General features: G+C 65.9%; 15 protein-coding genes. 8 read left to right on the top strand and 7 right to left on the bottom strand.

Annotated elements, in window-relative coordinates:
• Positions 1–91 precede the first annotated feature (91 nt).
• The 3 genes from ACQY4V_RS04385 to ACQY4V_RS04375 all read right to left on the bottom strand — a co-directional run bounded on the left by ACQY4V_RS04385 (position 92) and on the right by ACQY4V_RS04375 (position 2,430).
• Positions 92–496 (bottom strand): DUF6497 family protein, encoded by a 405-nt coding sequence (locus ACQY4V_RS04385; RefSeq protein ID WP_428515681.1) that lies wholly within the window; start codon positions 494–496, stop codon positions 92–94.
• Positions 493–825, bottom strand: coding sequence for a hypothetical protein (locus ACQY4V_RS04380; RefSeq protein WP_428515680.1), 333 nt, complete (start codon positions 823–825; stop codon positions 493–495). Before ACQY4V_RS04380 ends, ACQY4V_RS04385 begins: the two co-directional genes overlap by 4 nt.
• A 72-nt stretch (positions 826–897) precedes the next feature.
• On the bottom strand, positions 898–2,430 hold the full coding sequence (locus ACQY4V_RS04375; RefSeq protein ID WP_428515679.1) for an acyl-CoA carboxylase subunit beta: 1,533 nt from the start codon (positions 2,428–2,430) through the stop codon (positions 898–900).
• Positions 2,431–2,675: 245 nt separating this feature from the next.
• On the opposite strand from ACQY4V_RS04375, the gene ACQY4V_RS04370 reads away from it, so the two are divergent.
• From ACQY4V_RS04370 to ACQY4V_RS04360, 3 genes are all read left to right on the top strand, one after another.
• A complete protein-coding gene (locus ACQY4V_RS04370) occupies positions 2,676–3,248 on the top strand; it encodes a DUF421 domain-containing protein (RefSeq protein ID WP_428515678.1) in 573 nt (190 codons plus the stop codon).
• Positions 3,249–3,347: 99 nt separating this feature from the next.
• Positions 3,348–4,562 carry a multidrug effflux MFS transporter gene (locus ACQY4V_RS04365; protein WP_428515677.1) on the top strand — a complete coding sequence of 405 codons (1,215 nt, stop codon included), beginning with the start codon at positions 3,348–3,350 and terminating at the stop codon, positions 4,560–4,562.
• A 71-nt stretch (positions 4,563–4,633) separates the two neighbouring features.
• Positions 4,634–6,034 carry a helix-turn-helix domain-containing protein gene (locus ACQY4V_RS04360; protein WP_428515676.1) on the top strand — a complete coding sequence of 467 codons (1,401 nt, stop codon included), beginning with the start codon at positions 4,634–4,636 and terminating at the stop codon, positions 6,032–6,034.
• Between the two features lie 285 nt (positions 6,035–6,319).
• On the opposite strand, the gene ACQY4V_RS04355 is transcribed toward ACQY4V_RS04360, so the two are convergent.
• Positions 6,320–7,876, bottom strand: coding sequence for an ABC transporter substrate-binding protein (locus ACQY4V_RS04355; protein ID WP_428515675.1), 1,557 nt, complete (start codon positions 7,874–7,876; stop codon positions 6,320–6,322).
• A gap of 316 nt (positions 7,877–8,192) precedes the next feature.
• On the opposite strand from ACQY4V_RS04355, the gene betI reads away from it, so the two are divergent.
• From betI to ACQY4V_RS04330, 5 genes are all read left to right on the top strand, one after another.
• Positions 8,193–8,768: a transcriptional regulator BetI gene (gene betI / locus ACQY4V_RS04350; RefSeq protein WP_428517159.1), complete on the top strand. Its 576-nt coding sequence runs from the start codon at positions 8,193–8,195 to the stop codon at positions 8,766–8,768.
• Positions 8,765–10,279: a choline-sulfatase gene (gene betC, locus ACQY4V_RS04345; protein WP_428515674.1), complete on the top strand. Its 1,515-nt coding sequence runs from the start codon at positions 8,765–8,767 to the stop codon at positions 10,277–10,279. The genes betI and betC overlap by 4 nt, the downstream gene beginning before the upstream one ends.
• Positions 10,279–10,926: a glutathione S-transferase family protein gene (locus ACQY4V_RS04340; RefSeq protein WP_428515673.1), complete on the top strand. Its 648-nt coding sequence runs from the start codon at positions 10,279–10,281 to the stop codon at positions 10,924–10,926. The genes betC and ACQY4V_RS04340 overlap by 1 nt, the downstream gene beginning before the upstream one ends.
• A 160-nt stretch (positions 10,927–11,086) precedes the next feature.
• Complete coding sequence (gene betA, locus ACQY4V_RS04335; RefSeq protein WP_428515672.1) at positions 11,087–12,742, top strand: choline dehydrogenase; 1,656 nt, start codon at positions 11,087–11,089, stop codon at positions 12,740–12,742.
• A gap of 87 nt (positions 12,743–12,829) precedes the next feature.
• Complete coding sequence (locus tag ACQY4V_RS04330) at positions 12,830–13,066, top strand: YdcH family protein (protein ID WP_428515671.1); 237 nt, start codon at positions 12,830–12,832, stop codon at positions 13,064–13,066.
• A gap of 145 nt (positions 13,067–13,211) precedes the next feature.
• On the opposite strand, the gene ACQY4V_RS04325 is transcribed toward ACQY4V_RS04330, so the two are convergent.
• The 3 genes from ACQY4V_RS04325 to ACQY4V_RS04315 all read right to left on the bottom strand — a co-directional run bounded on the left by ACQY4V_RS04325 (position 13,212) and on the right by ACQY4V_RS04315 (position 16,100).
• Positions 13,212–14,117: a DMT family transporter gene (locus ACQY4V_RS04325; protein ID WP_428515670.1), complete on the bottom strand. Its 906-nt coding sequence runs from the start codon at positions 14,115–14,117 to the stop codon at positions 13,212–13,214.
• Positions 14,118–14,276: 159 nt separating this feature from the next.
• Positions 14,277–15,506: an acyl-CoA dehydrogenase family protein gene (locus ACQY4V_RS04320; RefSeq protein ID WP_428515669.1), complete on the bottom strand. Its 1,230-nt coding sequence runs from the start codon at positions 15,504–15,506 to the stop codon at positions 14,277–14,279.
• 183 nt (positions 15,507–15,689) lie between these two features.
• Entirely contained in the window at positions 15,690–16,100 is a 411-nt protein-coding gene (locus ACQY4V_RS04315; protein WP_428515668.1) for a CAP domain-containing protein, read from the bottom strand.
• Positions 16,101–16,155 lie beyond the last annotated feature (55 nt).

Genomic DNA, 16,155 nt, shown 5'->3' with positions numbered 1-16,155 from the left:
TATCTGCCCGGCGCGATCCCGCCTGCCTGTGTCTGGAAAGCCTCAAACCCGCGCGGGGCTGCGCTTTGATCCGCAACATATTGTGCATTCATCAGAACAGCTCCAAGATACAGGTTGCGTCCTTGACCGAGAAACTCTCGAAAATCTGCGTCACATCGGGGTCGAACCGGCCGAATTCCGACGGCCTGTCGGCCACCGAGATCACCACCCTGTCGGGCGGGCGCTGCCCCGGCGCCAGGCGTGGCAGGGCATAGTCGTTGCACAGGTATTCCAGGTCCGCGGTCTGCACCTCGAAATCCTCGGTTCCCGTGAAATCCTCGGCCACGAAGCGGAACCGCACCGTCATGCCCATCGCCGCCTCGCCGGTGATGGTCTCCTGCAATTCCGCCTCCAGCCCCGATGGCAGGACAAGACGCTCCTCCTCTTGCGCCTCGCCCTGCTCTGGGGCGGCCAGCGCCATCAGCGCGGCCAGCGTCCCTGCCAACATTTCTTTCATCGCGCCCACCTCGTCCAGCGCGCGACGTGGCCCGGATCGGCCAGCAGCGCCGCGATGACACCCTCCAGCCGGGCGCGGTCATGCCGCCCCTCCACCTGCCCGCCCGCGGTCAGCGTCACGCCATCCTCGGCCTCCACGACCCTGACGACCGGCGCAAAGCCCCGCACGTTTTGCAAGACGCGCCACAGGTCCTGCCGCACCTGCTGCGCCAGCGCCAGCTTGCGCAGCGGGCCAAAGCGCGCCTCGGCGCTCACGTCGAACCGCACCGGCACCCGCCGCGCCACGGTCACCGCGCCTGCCTCGCGCAGGATATGAAAGCCCCGGCTCATCTCAATTCGTACCTTCGACCAATCTCGCAGGGCGGGGTTCACCCCGCCGCCCGTGACGGGATAAATCCCGCCCTACAACGGAATATTGTCGTGCTTCTTCCACGGCAGCTTGCGCTTCTTGTGGCGCAGCGCCGCAAAGGCCCGGCTCACCCGCTTGCGCGTGCTGCGCGGCTGGATCACCTCGTCGATGAAGCCGCGCTCCGCCGCCACGAAGGGGTTGGCGAACCGCTCCTCGTAATCCGCCGTGTGCTTGGCGATCTTCTCGTCATCGCCCAGGTCGCCCCGATGGATGATCTCCGTCGCGCCCTTGGCGCCCATCACCGCGATCTCCGACGTGGGCCAGGCATAGTTGATGTCCCCCCGCAGGTGCTTGGAGCTCATCACCACATACGCGCCCCCGTAGGCCTTGCGCGTGATCACCGTCACCTTCGGCACCGTCGCCTCGCCATAGGCAAACAGCAGCTTCGCGCCGTGCTTGATCACGCCGTTATGCTCCTGGCTGGTGCCGGGCAGAAAGCCGGGCACGTCCACGAAGGTCAGGATCGGGATCTCGAAACAGTCGCAGAACCGCACGAACCGCGCCGCCTTGCGGGAACTGTCGATGTCCAGACACCCGGCCAGCACCATGGGCTGGTTCGCCACCACACCCACCGTGCGGCCCTCGAGGCGGATGAACCCGGTGACCATGTTCTTCGCGAAATCCTCCTGGATCTCATAGAAATCGCCCTCGTCGGCGACCTTCACGATCAGCTCCTTCATGTCGTAGGGCATGTTGGGGTTGTCCGGGATCAGCGTATCCAGGCTCGTCTCGGCGCGATCCGGGTCGTCGAAGAACGGGCGCACCGGAACCGGCTCTCGGTTGTTCAGCGGCAGGAAATCCACCAGCCGCCGCACCTCGGCCATCGCCTCCACGTCGTTCTCGAAGGCCGCATCTGCGACCGAGGACTTTTTCGTGTGGGTCGAGGCCCCGCCCAGCTCCTCCGCCGTCACCTGCTCGTTGGTCACGGTCTTGACCACGTCCGGGCCGGTCACGAACATGTACGAGCTGTCGCGCACCATGAATATGAAGTCGGTCATCGCCGGCGAATACACCGCCCCGCCCGCGCATGGCCCGGTGATCACGCTGATCTGCGGCACCACGCCCGAAGCCTCGATATTGCGCTGGAACACTTCGCCATACCCCGCAAGGCTGTCCACGCCCTCCTGGATCCGCGCACCGCCCGAGTCGTTGATGCCGATCACCGGCGCGCCGTTCTGCATCGCCATGTCCATGATCTTGCAGATCTTCATCGCGTGGGTATGCGACACCGATCCGCCCAGCACGGTGAAATCCTGGCTGAAGACATAGACCTGACGGCCGTTGATGGTGCCCCAGCCGGTCACCACGCCATCGCCATAGGGCCGGTTCTTCTCCATCCCGAAATCGGTACAACGATGGGCCACGAACATGTCGAACTCTTCGAAACTGTCCTCGTCCAGCAGCAGGTCGATCCGCTCGCGCGCGGTCAGCTTGCCTTTCTCGTGCTGCGCGTCGATCCGCTTCTGCCCGCCGCCCAGCCGCGCGTTGCCGCGGCGCGTGTCCAGTTCCTGAAGGATATCTTTCATCGAGGCCCCCTTGATTTGCTGGCGCGACCCTACTGGTTGCGCGCACCTCATCCAAGACAATTTCCGCAAATTTGCCAAATCCCGCTAAGCGCGGATTGCTAAATTGCAAATCTGCAAATCACCCGGTCCGGCAACTCGTCAAACGGACCGGTCCATGGGTGCGGCGACACCTTCGCTCCATGCGCGTTCCCGGCGAGCCGGCCACATCCAGGGGAACACAGGTTTGTGAACGGCGTTGATGCAGAATGGAACCTGCACAAACCTGGCTATCCGAGCCCGACCGCCTGATGCACATCGCAGCGTCATGCGTGGTCTTCTATTACTTCATCATCGTCCTTGTCCGTCTGAGCGGAAAGCGCACGACGGGCAACATGAACAATTTCGACTGGATCATCACGGTTGCGATCGGCTCGATCATGGCGTCGGGCCTCCTTCTGCGAAAGGTGTCCATGCTGGACGCCATGCTCGCGGTGTCCGTACTGGCCGTATTGCAATGGCTGACCACATGGGGCGCGCTGCGGTCCAGGCGCTTCGCCCGGCTGGTCAAGCCGCAGCCCCGCATGCTGCTGAAAGACGGGCGCCTGCTGGACCGGGACATGACATACGAGCGCGTGACCGAGGACGAAGTGAAATCCGCGCTGCGCGCGGCGGGCCTGTCCGAAACCGACGCGGCAGCCTGGGTCGTGATGGAAACGAACGGCTCGCTCTCCGTTATCAGCAAGCCGGGTCACGCACACCTGTCCGACGATCTTCTGGAAGGCGTCGCGCGACACGGTGACGATGACGTGCAAAAAAGGGACACGCGCGGCAAGACCTGAAGCCGCCTGTCCCCGGAGGCGCAGCCGCGCCCACCCCGCCCATGGCTCACGCCACAGCCCATCTGGACATCCCCCGCACTCCGGGATAGCGCCTTTGACATGCCCACCGTCCGCTTCCTCGACCGCACGACTCCGCCGCACATCTTCACCCTGATCGTGCTGGCCGGGATCTCGACGCTGGCGCTCAACATCTTCCTGCCGTCCCTGCCCGGCATGACCGCCTATTTCGAGACGGAGTACGGCGTGATGCAACTCGCCGTAGCGGGCTACCTTGGCATCAACGCCATCCTGCAACTGCTGATCGGCCCCATCTCCGACCGCGTGGGGCGCCGCCCGGTCATCCTCGGCGGGCTGGTGATCTTCCTGCTGGCGACACTGGGCTGCCTGATGTCCACGAATATCTGGGTCTTCCTGATCTTCCGCATGTTCCAGGGCGGCATCGTCGCCGCGATGGTCCTCTCGCGCGCCGTGGTGCGCGACATGGTCCCCGCCGACCGGGCCGCGTCGATGATCGGCTACGTCACCATGGGCATGTCCGTCGTGCCGATGATCGGCCCGGCCATCGGCGGGATGCTCGACGCCGCCTTCGACTGGCACGGCAGCTTCTGGGCGCTCTTCGCCATGGGCGCGGCCGTGCTCTGGCTGGTTTGGAACGACCTCGGCGAAACCGCCCCGCTGGAAGGCCGCACCTTCGGCGACCAGTTCGCAGAATACCCCGAGCTGTTTACCTCCTACCGCTTCTGGGGCTACGCGCTCGCCGCCGCGCTCTCCTCGGGGGCGTTCTTCGCCTATCTCGGCGGTGCGCCCTTCGTGGGCACACAGGTCTTCGGGCTCACCCCGTCCCAGCTTGGCCTCTTCTTCGGCGCGCCCGCCGTAGGCTATTTCACCGGCAATTTCCTGTCGGGCCGCTTCTCCACCCGGATCGGCATCAACCGCATGGTGTTCTACGGCTCGGTGGCCAACGCCATCGGCCACGCCGTCAACCTCGCCACGCTTTATGCCGGGGTCAGCACGCCCTACACGTTCTTCGGCCTGATGACGCTGATGGGCCTGGGCAACGGCATGACCATCCCCAACGCCACCGCCGGCGCGCTCTCCGTGCGTCCCAGCCTCGCCGGCACCGCCAGTGGCCTTGCCGGCTTCCTGATGATCGGCGGCGGTGCAGGTCTGTCGGCGCTGGCCGGAGCCCTGCTCGGCCCCGGCACGGGAGCCTTCCCGCTGGTGTGGCTGATGCTGCTGACGGCGCTTGGCGGCATTCTCGCCATCTCGCTCGTCATCCTGCGCGAACGGCAGGTGGGCGTGTCCTCGGTCTGAACGCCGCCCTTGCGCGCGCCGCTTTGCAAATCTAAACCTGCGCTTACGCAAACCTGCAAAGCGAGCCACCCATGGCCACCCAGAAACTCTATGCCGGCGCCAAGCTGCGCGAAACCCGCCAGCGCCTCGCCCTGACGCAAAAGGATTTCGCCGCCAAGCTCGGCGTCTCCCTGCCCTACCTGAACCAGATGGAGAACAACAACCGGCCCGTCTCCACCACGGTCATCCTCGCCCTGGCCCAGGAATTCGGCTTCGACGTCACCGAACTCGCCACCGGCGACGCCGAACGCCTGGTGACCGACATGCGCGAGGCACTGGCCGACGCCGTCTTCGCCGACGACATCCCCGGCCTCAGCGACTTGCGCCTCACGGCCTCCAACGCCCCCGCCATGGCCCGCGCCTTTCTCGAACTGCACCGCGCCTACCGCGACACACACGAACGCCTCGCCTCTCTGGACGAGGCGCTGGGTCGTGAGGATGCCCGCCCTCAGACCTCCCCCTGGGACGAGGTGCGCGACTTCTTCCACTATTGCGACAACTACATCGACGCAGTGGACCGGGCGGCCGAACATTTCGCCGGCCCCGCCTCCGGCCCCCGCCGCATCACCGACCTGGCGGAGGCCCGGCTCGACGCGCTCGGCATCAAGGTGGTAGACAGCGACGACGCGCGCCTGCGCCACTACGACCGCGACGCGCGGATCCTCTATCTCTCGAACCACGCCGAACCCGAGACGCGCCGCTTTCAACTCCTCCTGCAAGTGGCTCTGCTGACACAGGAAAAGCTGATCGAGGCCACGCTCGACCTCGCCCGGTTCCAGTCCCCGGCGGCGCGCGACATCGCCAAGATCGGGCTGGCGAACTACTTCGCCGGGGCGGCGCTCATGCCCTACACCGCCTTCCTGCAAGCGGCCCAACACCACCGCCACGACCTCGAACGCCTCGCCACCCGCTTCGGGGCGTCCATCGAGCAGGTCTGTCACCGCCTGTCGACCCTGCAACGCCCCGGCGCCAAGGGCGTGCCCTTCTTCTTCGTCCGCGTCGACCAGGCCGGAACCATCACCAAGCGCCACTCCGCCACGCGCCTGCAATTCGCCCGCTTCGGCGGAGCGTGTCCCCTCTGGAACGTCCACCGCGCCTTCGAAACCCCGGGCCGCTTCCTGCGCCAGCTGGCCGAAACTCCCGACGGAGTACGCTACATCTCCCTTGCCCGCGACGTCTCCAAACGCGGCGGGCATTTCGGCGCGCCCGTCCGCCGCTTCGCCATCGCCCTGGGCTGCGAAGTGAAACACGCCGACGCCCTGGTCTATGCCGACGACCTCGACCTGACGCTCTCGCAGGCCTTCGAGCCCATCGGCATCTCCTGTCGCATCTGCGAGCGCACGCAGTGCCACCAGCGCTCGGTCCCGCCGCTGGAACGCCGCCTGCAAGTCACCCCGGACGAGCGCGGGGTGCTTCCTTACAAGGTGGGGTAGCCGCGCGAGCGCCAGACCGCGGGATGGCGACCCGCCAGGTGTTCGGGGCACTTTATGGCAGCCAAATCCGTAACACCTTTGATTTGCGCGCCAAAGTCACCCAATCGCCAGCCCGTCCGGGCGGTCTGGCGATCGCGCGGCGGCCTCCGGCCTTGATTCCGCGCGCTTCCCGGCCCCAACGTTATTCGGCACGTCGTAGGGTGGGTGAAAACCCACCGCCCCTACCAAAAGAAAAACCCCCGGCCAAACCGGGGGTCCTCCAAGTCTCACGAACAAACCCGAATATCAGGCCATCCACCAGCGCTCCATCCAGCGCTCGCCGTCCATCTCCCAGTTCGACGCCATCTCGCCATGGGCAACCTTCTCGCCCACCGCGAAGACGTAGTTGGCAAACATCGGGATCACGACGCCGCCCTGGTTGGCCACCAGGTCCTGCATCTCGTAATACATCTCCCGGCGCTTGTCCTCGTCCAGCTCGGCACGGGCCTTGACCAGCAACTCCTCGAAGCGGTCATTGCACCAGAAGCTGTCGTTCCATGCCGCCCCGCACTGGTAGGCGGTGGCGAACATCTGGTCCTCGACCGGCCGGCCGCCCCAGTAGACGGCGGTGAAGGGCTTCTTCATCCAAACGTCCGACCAGTAACCGTCCTTGGGCTCGCGTACCACGTTGATGTTGATGCCCGCCTCCTTGGCCGACGCCTGGTAGAGGATCGCCGCATCCACCGCGCCGCCGAAGGCCGCATCCGACGCCGACAGGTTGATGTCGATGCTGTCCATTCCGGCTTCTTTCAGGTGGAACTTCGCCTTGTCGGGATCATAGGTCTTCTGCTCCAGCTCGGAGTTGTAGAAGCGCTGCCCCTCGCCGATCGGATGGTCGTTGCCGACCGTGCCATAGCCGAACAGGATCTTCTCGACCATTTCCTCGCGGTTGATGCCGTATTTCAGGGCCTGACGGATGTTGTTGTCCGTATAGGGGTCGGTATTCGTGGACATCGCGAAGGTATAGTGCTGCGTGCCCGCCACCGATTCGATGGTCACACCGGGATTGCGGCCCAGCAGGTTCGCGGCCTTCAGGTCGACCCGGTCGATCGCCTGCACGTCGCCCGACACCAGCGCGGTCGTGCGCGCGTTCTGGTCCACCACGCACAGCATCTCGACCGTGTCGAACCATGCCACGTCGTCGCGCCAGTGGTTCGGGTTGCGCTCGAACTGGCTGCTGACCCCGGCATTGAAGTTCTTCAGGACATAACTGCCGCAGCCATTGCCCGACTGCCAGTCGATGCCGTCCTCCGTCGCCGGGCAGACCACCAGGTGGTAATCCGACAGGATGAACGGAAAGTCGGCATTGCCGCCATCCAGCGTGAACACCACCGTGTCCTCGCCCTCGGCCTTGATATCCGAGATCGGCGCCACGATCGGCCCCGCGGCCGAGGTCGAATCCTCGCCCCGGTGGTGGTTGATCGACGCCACCACGTCCTTGACCGTCACCGGCTTGCCGTCATGGAACGTCACGCCCTGGCGAATCTTGAACCGCCATTCGCTGGCATCCTCGGACGCTTCCCAGCTTTCGGCCAGCTCCGGCACCAGCGACCCGTCGGGGGCCACCTCGGTCAAACGCCCGTGAACGCCGAAGCCCAGCGCCAGCATATAGCCGTTCTCCCACTGGCCGGGGTCCAGCGTGTCCGTCGTCTGGCCGTGGCCTTTCGCCACGCGCAGGTCACCGCCGCGCTTTGGCGTGCTCTGGGCAAAGGACGCCCCTGGCAGACCCGCCGCGACACCCGCCGCGACCGTGGTTTTCAGAAATCCGCGACGGTCCAGAAGTCCGCCTTTGATCAATGACATGTCATGTTCTCCCTTGTTGACACGATACTGCAATAAGTCCTGCGCATGACGCGCGTATGTCCCGGGCCGCGCGATCTCGCGCTCGTGGCACCTTTTTCGGGGCTGCGCTGCGGTCCCTCCGCATGGCCCCGAAAACGACATTGTGTCGACCTTAGACGCCACGTGCGGCCACGTGCAACGCGAAAGCTCCCAACGTCTCATCCTCGGTCCCCACCCCCTGATGACGCAAACAATACGTTTATTGATTGACGAGTCAATTAAAACTCAATACCGCATGGGGCTGTCAATCACGGAGGACCAATTGCCCAAGATCGGAATGGAACCGATTCGACGCTCCGCGCTGGTCGAGGCCACGATCCACGAGATCGGCGCGCGCGGCTCGCTCGACGTGACCGTCAGCCAGATCGCCCGCCGCGCCGGCGTGTCCTCGGCGCTGGCGCATCACTATTTCGGCTCCAAGGAACAGATCTTCGCCGCCGCCATGCGCCATATCCTCACCCTCTACGGCGCCGAGGTGCGCGGCGCGCTGATCATGGCCAAAACGCCCCACCAGCGGCTCGAGGCGATCGTCCGCGCCAGCTTCGCGCCCGGCCAGTTCCGGGACGAGATGATCGCCGCCTGGCTCAACTTCTACGTCCAGGCCCAGAAATCCGACGCGGCGCGGCGCCTTCTGCATGTCTACCAGCGACGCCTGCGCTCCAACCTCTTTCATGCCTTCCGCCAGCTTGCCCCGGCGGACGAGGCCCGCATCCTCACACGCGGTCTGGCCGCGATGATCGACGGCCTCTATATCCGGCAGGCGCTGCACAGCGCACCGCTCTCGGGCGAAACCGCCATCGGTGTGCTGTTGCACTATATCTACACCTCACTCCCGGAAGGCGCCCCCACATGACACGTCCCAACATCCTCATCTTCATGGTCGACCAGCTGAACGGAAAGCTCTTCCCCGACGGCCCCGCCGACTGGCTGCACGCGCCGAACCTCAAGGCGCTGGCCGCCCGCTCCACCCGGTTCAGGAACGCCTACACCGCCTCGCCGCTCTGCGCTCCTGGCCGCGCCAGCTACATGTCCGGCCTCCTGCCCTCGCGCTCCCGCGTCTACGACAACGCCGCCGAGTTCTCCGCCGACATTCCCACCTATGCGCATCACCTGCGCCGCGCCAGCTACCAGACCTGCCTCTCCGGCAAGATGCATTTCGTCGGCCCCGACCAGCTCCACGGCTTCGAGGAACGCCTCACGACCGACATTTACCCCGCCGATTTCGGCTGGACGCCCGACTACCGCAAACCGGGCGAACGCATCGACTGGTGGTACCACAACATGGGCTCTGTCACCGGCTCCGGCGTGGCCGAGATCTCCAACCAGATGGAATACGATGACGAGGTCGCCTACCACGCCACCCGCAAGGTCTACGATTACGGGCGCGGCAAGGACGACCGCCCCTGGTGCCTGACGGTCAGCTTCACCCACCCGCACGATCCATATGTCGCGCGCAAGAAATACTGGGACCTCTACGAGGGCTGCGAACACCTCCTGCCCGACGTGCCCGCGATGGATTACGAGGATCACGACCCCCATTCGCAGCGCATTTTCGATGCCAACGACTGGCGCAGCTTCACCATCACTGACGAGGACATAAGCCGTTCCCGCCGCGCCTATTTCGCCAACATCTCCTATCTCGACGACAAGATCGGCGAGGTGATGGAGGCCCTCCGCGGCACGCGCCAGGAAGACGACACCATCATCCTCTTCGTCTCCGACCACGGCGACATGCTGGGCGAGCGCGGCCTGTGGTTCAAGATGTCCTTCTTCGAGGGCTCGTCGCGGGTACCACTGATGATCTCCGCCCCCGCGATGACACCCGGCCTTGTCGCCGAGCCGGTCAGCAATATCGACGTCTGCCCCACGCTCTGCGACCTCGCCGGCGTGGACATGTCCGAGGTCATGCCCTGGGTCGCCGGCGAAAGCCTCGTGCCCTCGGGCCAGGGCGCGATCCGCAAAAGCCCCGTCGCCATGGAATACGCCGCCGAGGCCTCCTATTCGCCGCTGGTCTGCCTGCGCCACGAGCACTGGAAATACACCAACTGCGCGCTCGACCCCGAACAGCTCTTCGACCTCGACGCCGACCCGCTGGAGCTCACCAACCTGGCCGAGGACCCCGCGCACAAATCCACCCTCGAGCGCTTCCGCGTCGAGGCCGCCGCCCGCTGGGATCTCGAGGCCTTCGACGCCCAGGTCCGCGAAAGCCAGGCCCGCCGCTGGGTCGTCTACGAAGCGCTGCGCCAGGGCGGCTATTACCCGTGGGATTACCAGCCCCTGCAAAAGGCGTCCGAGCGCTACATGCGCAATCACATGGACCTCAACGTGGTCGAGGAAAACGCCCGCTACCCGAGGGGCGAATGATGCTCACCGTCTATGGCCGCGCCACCTCCTCCAACGTGCAACTGGTCATGTGGACCCTCGCCGAGCTTGGCCTCGACTGCGAGCGGCTCGACTACGGCCACGCCCATGGCGGCCTCGACACGCCTGAATTCGGCGCCATGAACCCGCACCGCAAGGTGCCGGTCCTGCGCGACGGCGACCTCGTGGTCTGGGAAAGCACCGCAATCCTGCGCTACCTGGCATCCCGCTACGGCGACGGCGGCCCCTTCTGGCCCGCCGACCCCGCCGCCCGCGCCCCCGTCGACATGTGGGCCGAATGGGCCAAGACCACCCTGGCCGTGGGCTTCACCCACCCCATCTTCTGGCCCCGCGTCCGCACCTCCGCCGCCGACCGCGACCAAGCCGCGCTCGACGCCGCCATAACGCGCTTCGACGCCCATCTCGCGCGCCTGGCCGAGCAACTCTCCGACCACGATTACATCTGCGGCGACCACTTCACCGCCGCCGACATCGTCGCGGGCCACCTCCTCTACCGCTGGTTCACCATCGACATCCCCCGTGCCGCCAATCCGACGGTCGAGGCTTATTACAACCGCCTCACCCGGCGCCCCGCCTACCGGGCCCACGTCATGGTCCCCTACGACACCCTGCGGGCCGAGGGCGCCTGATGCCTTTTCCTCTGGCCATAAATATCCCGGGGGGAGCGGTGAACCGCAGGTTCGCCGCGGGGGGCAGCGCCCCCCTCTTCTTCGCAGCGGGCAGCGCCCCCCTCCTTCGCCAAGCGGGCAGCGCCCCCCTCCTTCGCCCACCATCCAAGCGAGGTCCCTGATGCAAGCCGATTACGTCATCGTCGGCGCCGGCAGCGCCGGCTGCGCCATGGCCTACCGCCTGTCCGAGGCGGGCCATTCCGTTCTGGTCATCGAACATGGCGGCACCGATGCCGGCCCCTTCATCCAGATGCCCGGCGCGCTCAGCTACCCGATGAACATGAAGATGTACGACTGGGGCTACCGCACCGAGCCGGAACCCCACCTGAACAACCGCCGCCTCGCCGCCCCGCGCGGCAAGGTCATCGGCGGCTCCTCCTCAATCAACGGCATGGTCTATGTGCGCGGCCACGCCCGCGACTTCGACCACTGGCGCGACGAGGGCGCCACCGGCTGGGGCTATGCCGACGTGCTGCCCTATTACAAGCGCCTGGAAAACTGGACCGATGCCGGCCATGGCGGCGACCCCGACTGGCGCGGCCAGGACGGCCCTCTGCACGTCACCCGCGGCCAGATGGCCAACCCCCTCACCCGCGCCTTCATCGAGGCGGGTCGACAGGCGGGCTACCCGGTGACGCCCGACTATAACGGCGAACAGCAGGAAGGCTTCGCGCCCTTCGAGATGACCGTCCACAAGGGCCAGCGCTGGTCCGCCGCCAACGCCTATCTCAAGCCCGCGCTCAAGACCGGAAAATGCGACGTCATCCGCGGCCTCGCGGGCCGTGTGGTCTTCGAAGACGGCCGCGCCATCGGCGTAAAGGTCACCCGTAAAGGCCGGCAGGAAATCATCCGTGCCAATGCCGAAGTCATCCTGTCCGCGTCGGCCTTCAACTCCCCCAAACTCCTGATGCTCTCCGGCATCGGCCCCGCCGCGCATCTCGCCGAACACGGCATCGACGTCATCGCCGACCGCCCCGGCGTCGGCGCCAACCTTCAGGACCATCTCGAGGTCTACGTACAGATGGCCGCCTCCCAGCCGGTCAGCCTCTACAAGTACTGGAACCTGCCCGGCAAGGCCCTCGTCGGCCTCACCTGGCTGCTAGGCAAGACCGGCCCAGGCGCCACCAACCAGTTCGAATCCTGCGGCTTCATCCGCTCGGCGGCAGGCGTGGATTATCCCGACCTGCAATTCCATTTCCTTCCCATCGCCGTGCGCTATGACGGCCAGGCGGCGGCCGAGGGCCACGGCTACCAGGCCCATGTCGGCCCCATGCGTTCCGAGAGCCGCGGGGCTGTCACGCTCAATTCCGCCGATCCCGCCGCACCGCCGAAGATTTTCTTCAACTACATGAGCTGCGATAGCGACTGGCGCGATTTCCGCCGCGCCATCCGGCTGACGCGCGAGGTCTTCGCCCAGGACGCCTTCGCTCCGTTCTCCAAGCACGAGATCCAACCCGGCGCGGACATGCAGTCCGACGACCAGCTCGACGCTTTCATCCGCGAACACGCCGAAAGCGCCTATCACCCCTGCGGAACCTGCCGCATGGGCCGGGTGGACGATCCGCGCAGCGTGGTCGACCCGCAGGGCCGCGTGATCGGCGTCTCGGGCCTGCGCGTCGCCGACAGTTCGGTCTTCCCGCGCATCCCCAACGGCAATCTCAACGCCCCCTCGATCATGGTGGGCGAGAAGATGGCCGATCACGTCCTCGACCGCGCGCTTCCGGCGGACAACGCCCAGGCCTGGATCCACCCCGAATGGCAGACCGCGCAACGCTGAGGACCGCTCCGGTTTGATCCGCATCAAGGTGCGCCCCCCGGCGCGCGCCTAACCTCTCCTCCGACACGCGAACAAGGAGGACCCCGGATGTCACACACCCCGCACGAGCTGCACGAAGAATTCCCCGAAATGGCCGACCGCATCACGGCGCTGAAAACCTCGGACGCCCATTTCGCCCGGCTGATGGACGACTACCATGCGGTCAACCGGCAGATCCACGCGGCGGAAACCAACGTGACCCCGGTCTCGCCCGCCGCCGAGACGGACATGCGCAAGAAACGCGCCCGCCTGAAGGACGAACTCTACGCGGTGCTCACGGCCTGACACACACATGGATTGCCCCTTGCCGCGCCGCCCGGTGCGGCAAGGCCGCCCCCCGCGAAAAACCGCACCGTCGCGATACCACCCGGATACCGACGCGATACCGACGTACCGTTTTCGGCGTTCTTGCCGAAATTAACCAGTCGAATCAGAATTTTGTCTGATGCGCCGCCGGGGTCACCGCGCGCCGCTTCAGCACAGCCTCCCGCCAGCTGATGAAACTGACCGATCCGACGATCACCAGCCCGCCCAAAATCACCCACGGATCAAACGGTTCGGCGAAAAAGGTCACGCCCAACAGCACCGCCCAAACAAGCTGCAGGAACGTCACCGGCTGCGTCACCGCCAGCGGGGCCGCGCGAAACGCCAGCGTCATGGTGTAATGCCCGCCCGTGGCAAAGGCCGCGACCCCCATCAATATCGCCAGCTCCCAAAGGGTTGGCGGCACCCAGTTGCTCAGCGCCACGGGCGCCAGCCCGATCGTCACGGTGATCGACAGCATCGCCACCACCAGCCCGGGCGCACAGCGGTCGGACAGCATCTTGGCCAGCAGGTACGACCCGCCGAAGGCCACCGCGGTGAACAGCATCGCGAAATGCCCGGGCCCCAACTCTCGGAACCCCGGGCGCAGGATGATGAACGCGCCGATCAGGGCCACGACGATGGCCATGACCCGTCTCAAGGCCAGCCTTTCCCCCAGAAAAAGCGCCGCGCCCAGCGTGACATAGATGGGCGAGAGATAGTTCATCGCCGTCACATCCGCGAGCGGGATCCGTGCCATGGCAAAGAACCACAGGCCCACCCCGGCGGAATGCGCGAGCCCTCTCGCGGCGAACAGGCCCCAGGTGCCGCGGTCCAGCCGCAGGCGGCTCAACGTGCCCAGCATCGGCAAAAGTAAGATCAGCCCCAGCACGTACCGAAGAAACGCCGCCTCCGTGGCAGGGATCCGCGTGCCCAGAAGCTTTACCATGGCGGTCACACCGACAAACAGCACACCGGTCACGACCATCCAGAAAACACCCCAGCCGGGCCGTGCATTCAACTCTGAACTCATGGCGGCATAAAGCCCGCGGCGCGCCGGGATGTCGAGCGCAAAAGTACGGAATTTTCAGACCCCGTTAACCTCCGCCTGCCAGGATGGCGCCAAGGCACGCCTTGTCGCGGTGGCAAAATTTTTTCGAATAAATTTTGCGCCCGGCGGCGCGGCAGGCGCTCAGATCTTCTGTTGCGTGTATTTGCGCAGCTCCGCCCGCGCCACCTGCCGCCGATGCACCGCGTCCGGCCCGTCGGCCAGGCGCAGGGTGCGCAGGTGTGTCCACATCGCCGCCAGCGGCGTGTCCTGGCTGATGCCCTGCGCCCCGAACATCTGGACGGCCTCGTCCACCACCTTCAGCGCCACCTTGGGCGCGACCACCTTGATCTGGCTGATCCAGGGCGCCGCCGCCCGTGCATCGCCCCGGTCCATCATCCACGCGGCCTTCAGGCACAACAGCCGCGCCTGCTCGATCTCCATCCGGGCCTCGGCGATATAATCGAAATTCGCCCCCAGCTGCGCCAGCGGCTTGCCGAAGGCCTCGCGCTGCAGGGACCTGCGGCACATCAGCTCCAGCGCCGCCTCGGCCATGCCGATGGCCCGCATGCAATGGTGAATGCGTCCCGGCCCCAGCCGCCCCTGCGCGATCTCGAACCCGCGCCCTTCGCCCAGCAGCATGTTCTCGGCCGGCACCCGCACATCGCTGAACCGGATATGCATGTGCCCGTGCGGCGCGTCATCGGCGCCGTAGACCTTCATCGGCCTGACCTTCTCAACACCCTGCGTGTCGGACGGCACCACGATCATCGAATGGCGCTGATGCTTGGGCGAATCGTCATCGCCGGTCTTGACCATCACGATATAGACCGCGCAGCGCGGGTCCCCGGCCCCCGTGGCCCACCACTTTTCGCCGTTCAGGACATAGGCGTCCCCCTCCCGCACACAGCTCAGCGAGATGTTCGTGGCGTCCGAACTGGCCACATCCGGCTCGGTCATCAGGTAGGCCGAGCGGATGTCCCCTTCCAGGAGCGGCGCCAGCCACCGCGCCTTCATGTCGTCGGTGCCGTGCTTCTGGAACACTTCCATGTTGCCGGTGTCCGGCGCGTTGCAGTTGAACACTTCCGCCGCCATCGGCGTCTTGCCGATTTCCTCTGCGAAATAAGCGTACTCGACCGTGCTCAGCCCCACGCCGCCCTCACCATCGGTCAGCCAGAAGTTCCACAGGCCCGCCGCCTTGGCCTGCGCCTTCAGCCCTTCCAAAATCTCGGCCTGGCGCTCGGTATAGCTCCAGCGGTCGCCCTTCTCGACCTCCGCGTGGTACGGGGCCTCCATCGGCATTATGGCGTCCTGCACCATCACCCGCACACGGTCCAGCAACTCCGCGACATGCGGTCGGATTTCAAAGTTCATGAGGCGTCCTCCCGGTCGTGGCCTGGCCAGGCTCTGGTGATCGCATGTTGCCATGGCAGGGTCCAGTGCCCACCGTCAAATCCCCGCAAAAGCGACACAATCCGGCGGTATCCATCGTCCCAGGCCGATCGGCCGCCCGTTGTGCGCCGTTGTGTTTTCAGGGCGGTCGTGACGCCCCTTGTTTCAGCAGCCGTCGCGCCCCAGCACCATCACCCAGATCCGTCCCGGCGCCTCGACCACCGCCATTTCCCGGGCCTGCGGGGCCAGCATGTTCCTGCGATGCCCGGACGATCCGGCCCAACCGTTCAGAACCGCGTTCAGCCTAGGTTGTCCCTTGGCGATGTTCTCGGCAATGAAGCAATAGGCGTAGCCGACGCGCCGCGCCCTGTCCCCCACGCTGCTCTTGTCCGATCCGGTATGGCTGAAATACCCCTTTCGGGCCATGTCCGCCGCATGGATCGAGGCCACGCGGGTCAGCCTGTCCGAAAGGCTCACGGGGGAAAGTCCGCGCTCGGCGCGAAAGCTGTTGACCCAGTCCCGCGCGGCAGCGCTCCGATCGGTCGCGTCCTGGGCCACGGCCAGTTGGCACGTCATGGCGGCGATGACCGCAAGAAGGCAAATCCGAAGAGGCATGAACCGACCCTATCCG

Origin of the sequence: Roseovarius sp. (assembly GCF_965277045.1) — a bacterium.
Classification (GTDB): domain Bacteria; phylum Pseudomonadota; class Alphaproteobacteria; order Rhodobacterales; family Rhodobacteraceae; genus Roseovarius.
Note: the sequence above shows the minus strand (reverse complement) of the source record. Positions and strands in the feature narration are given on the sequence as shown.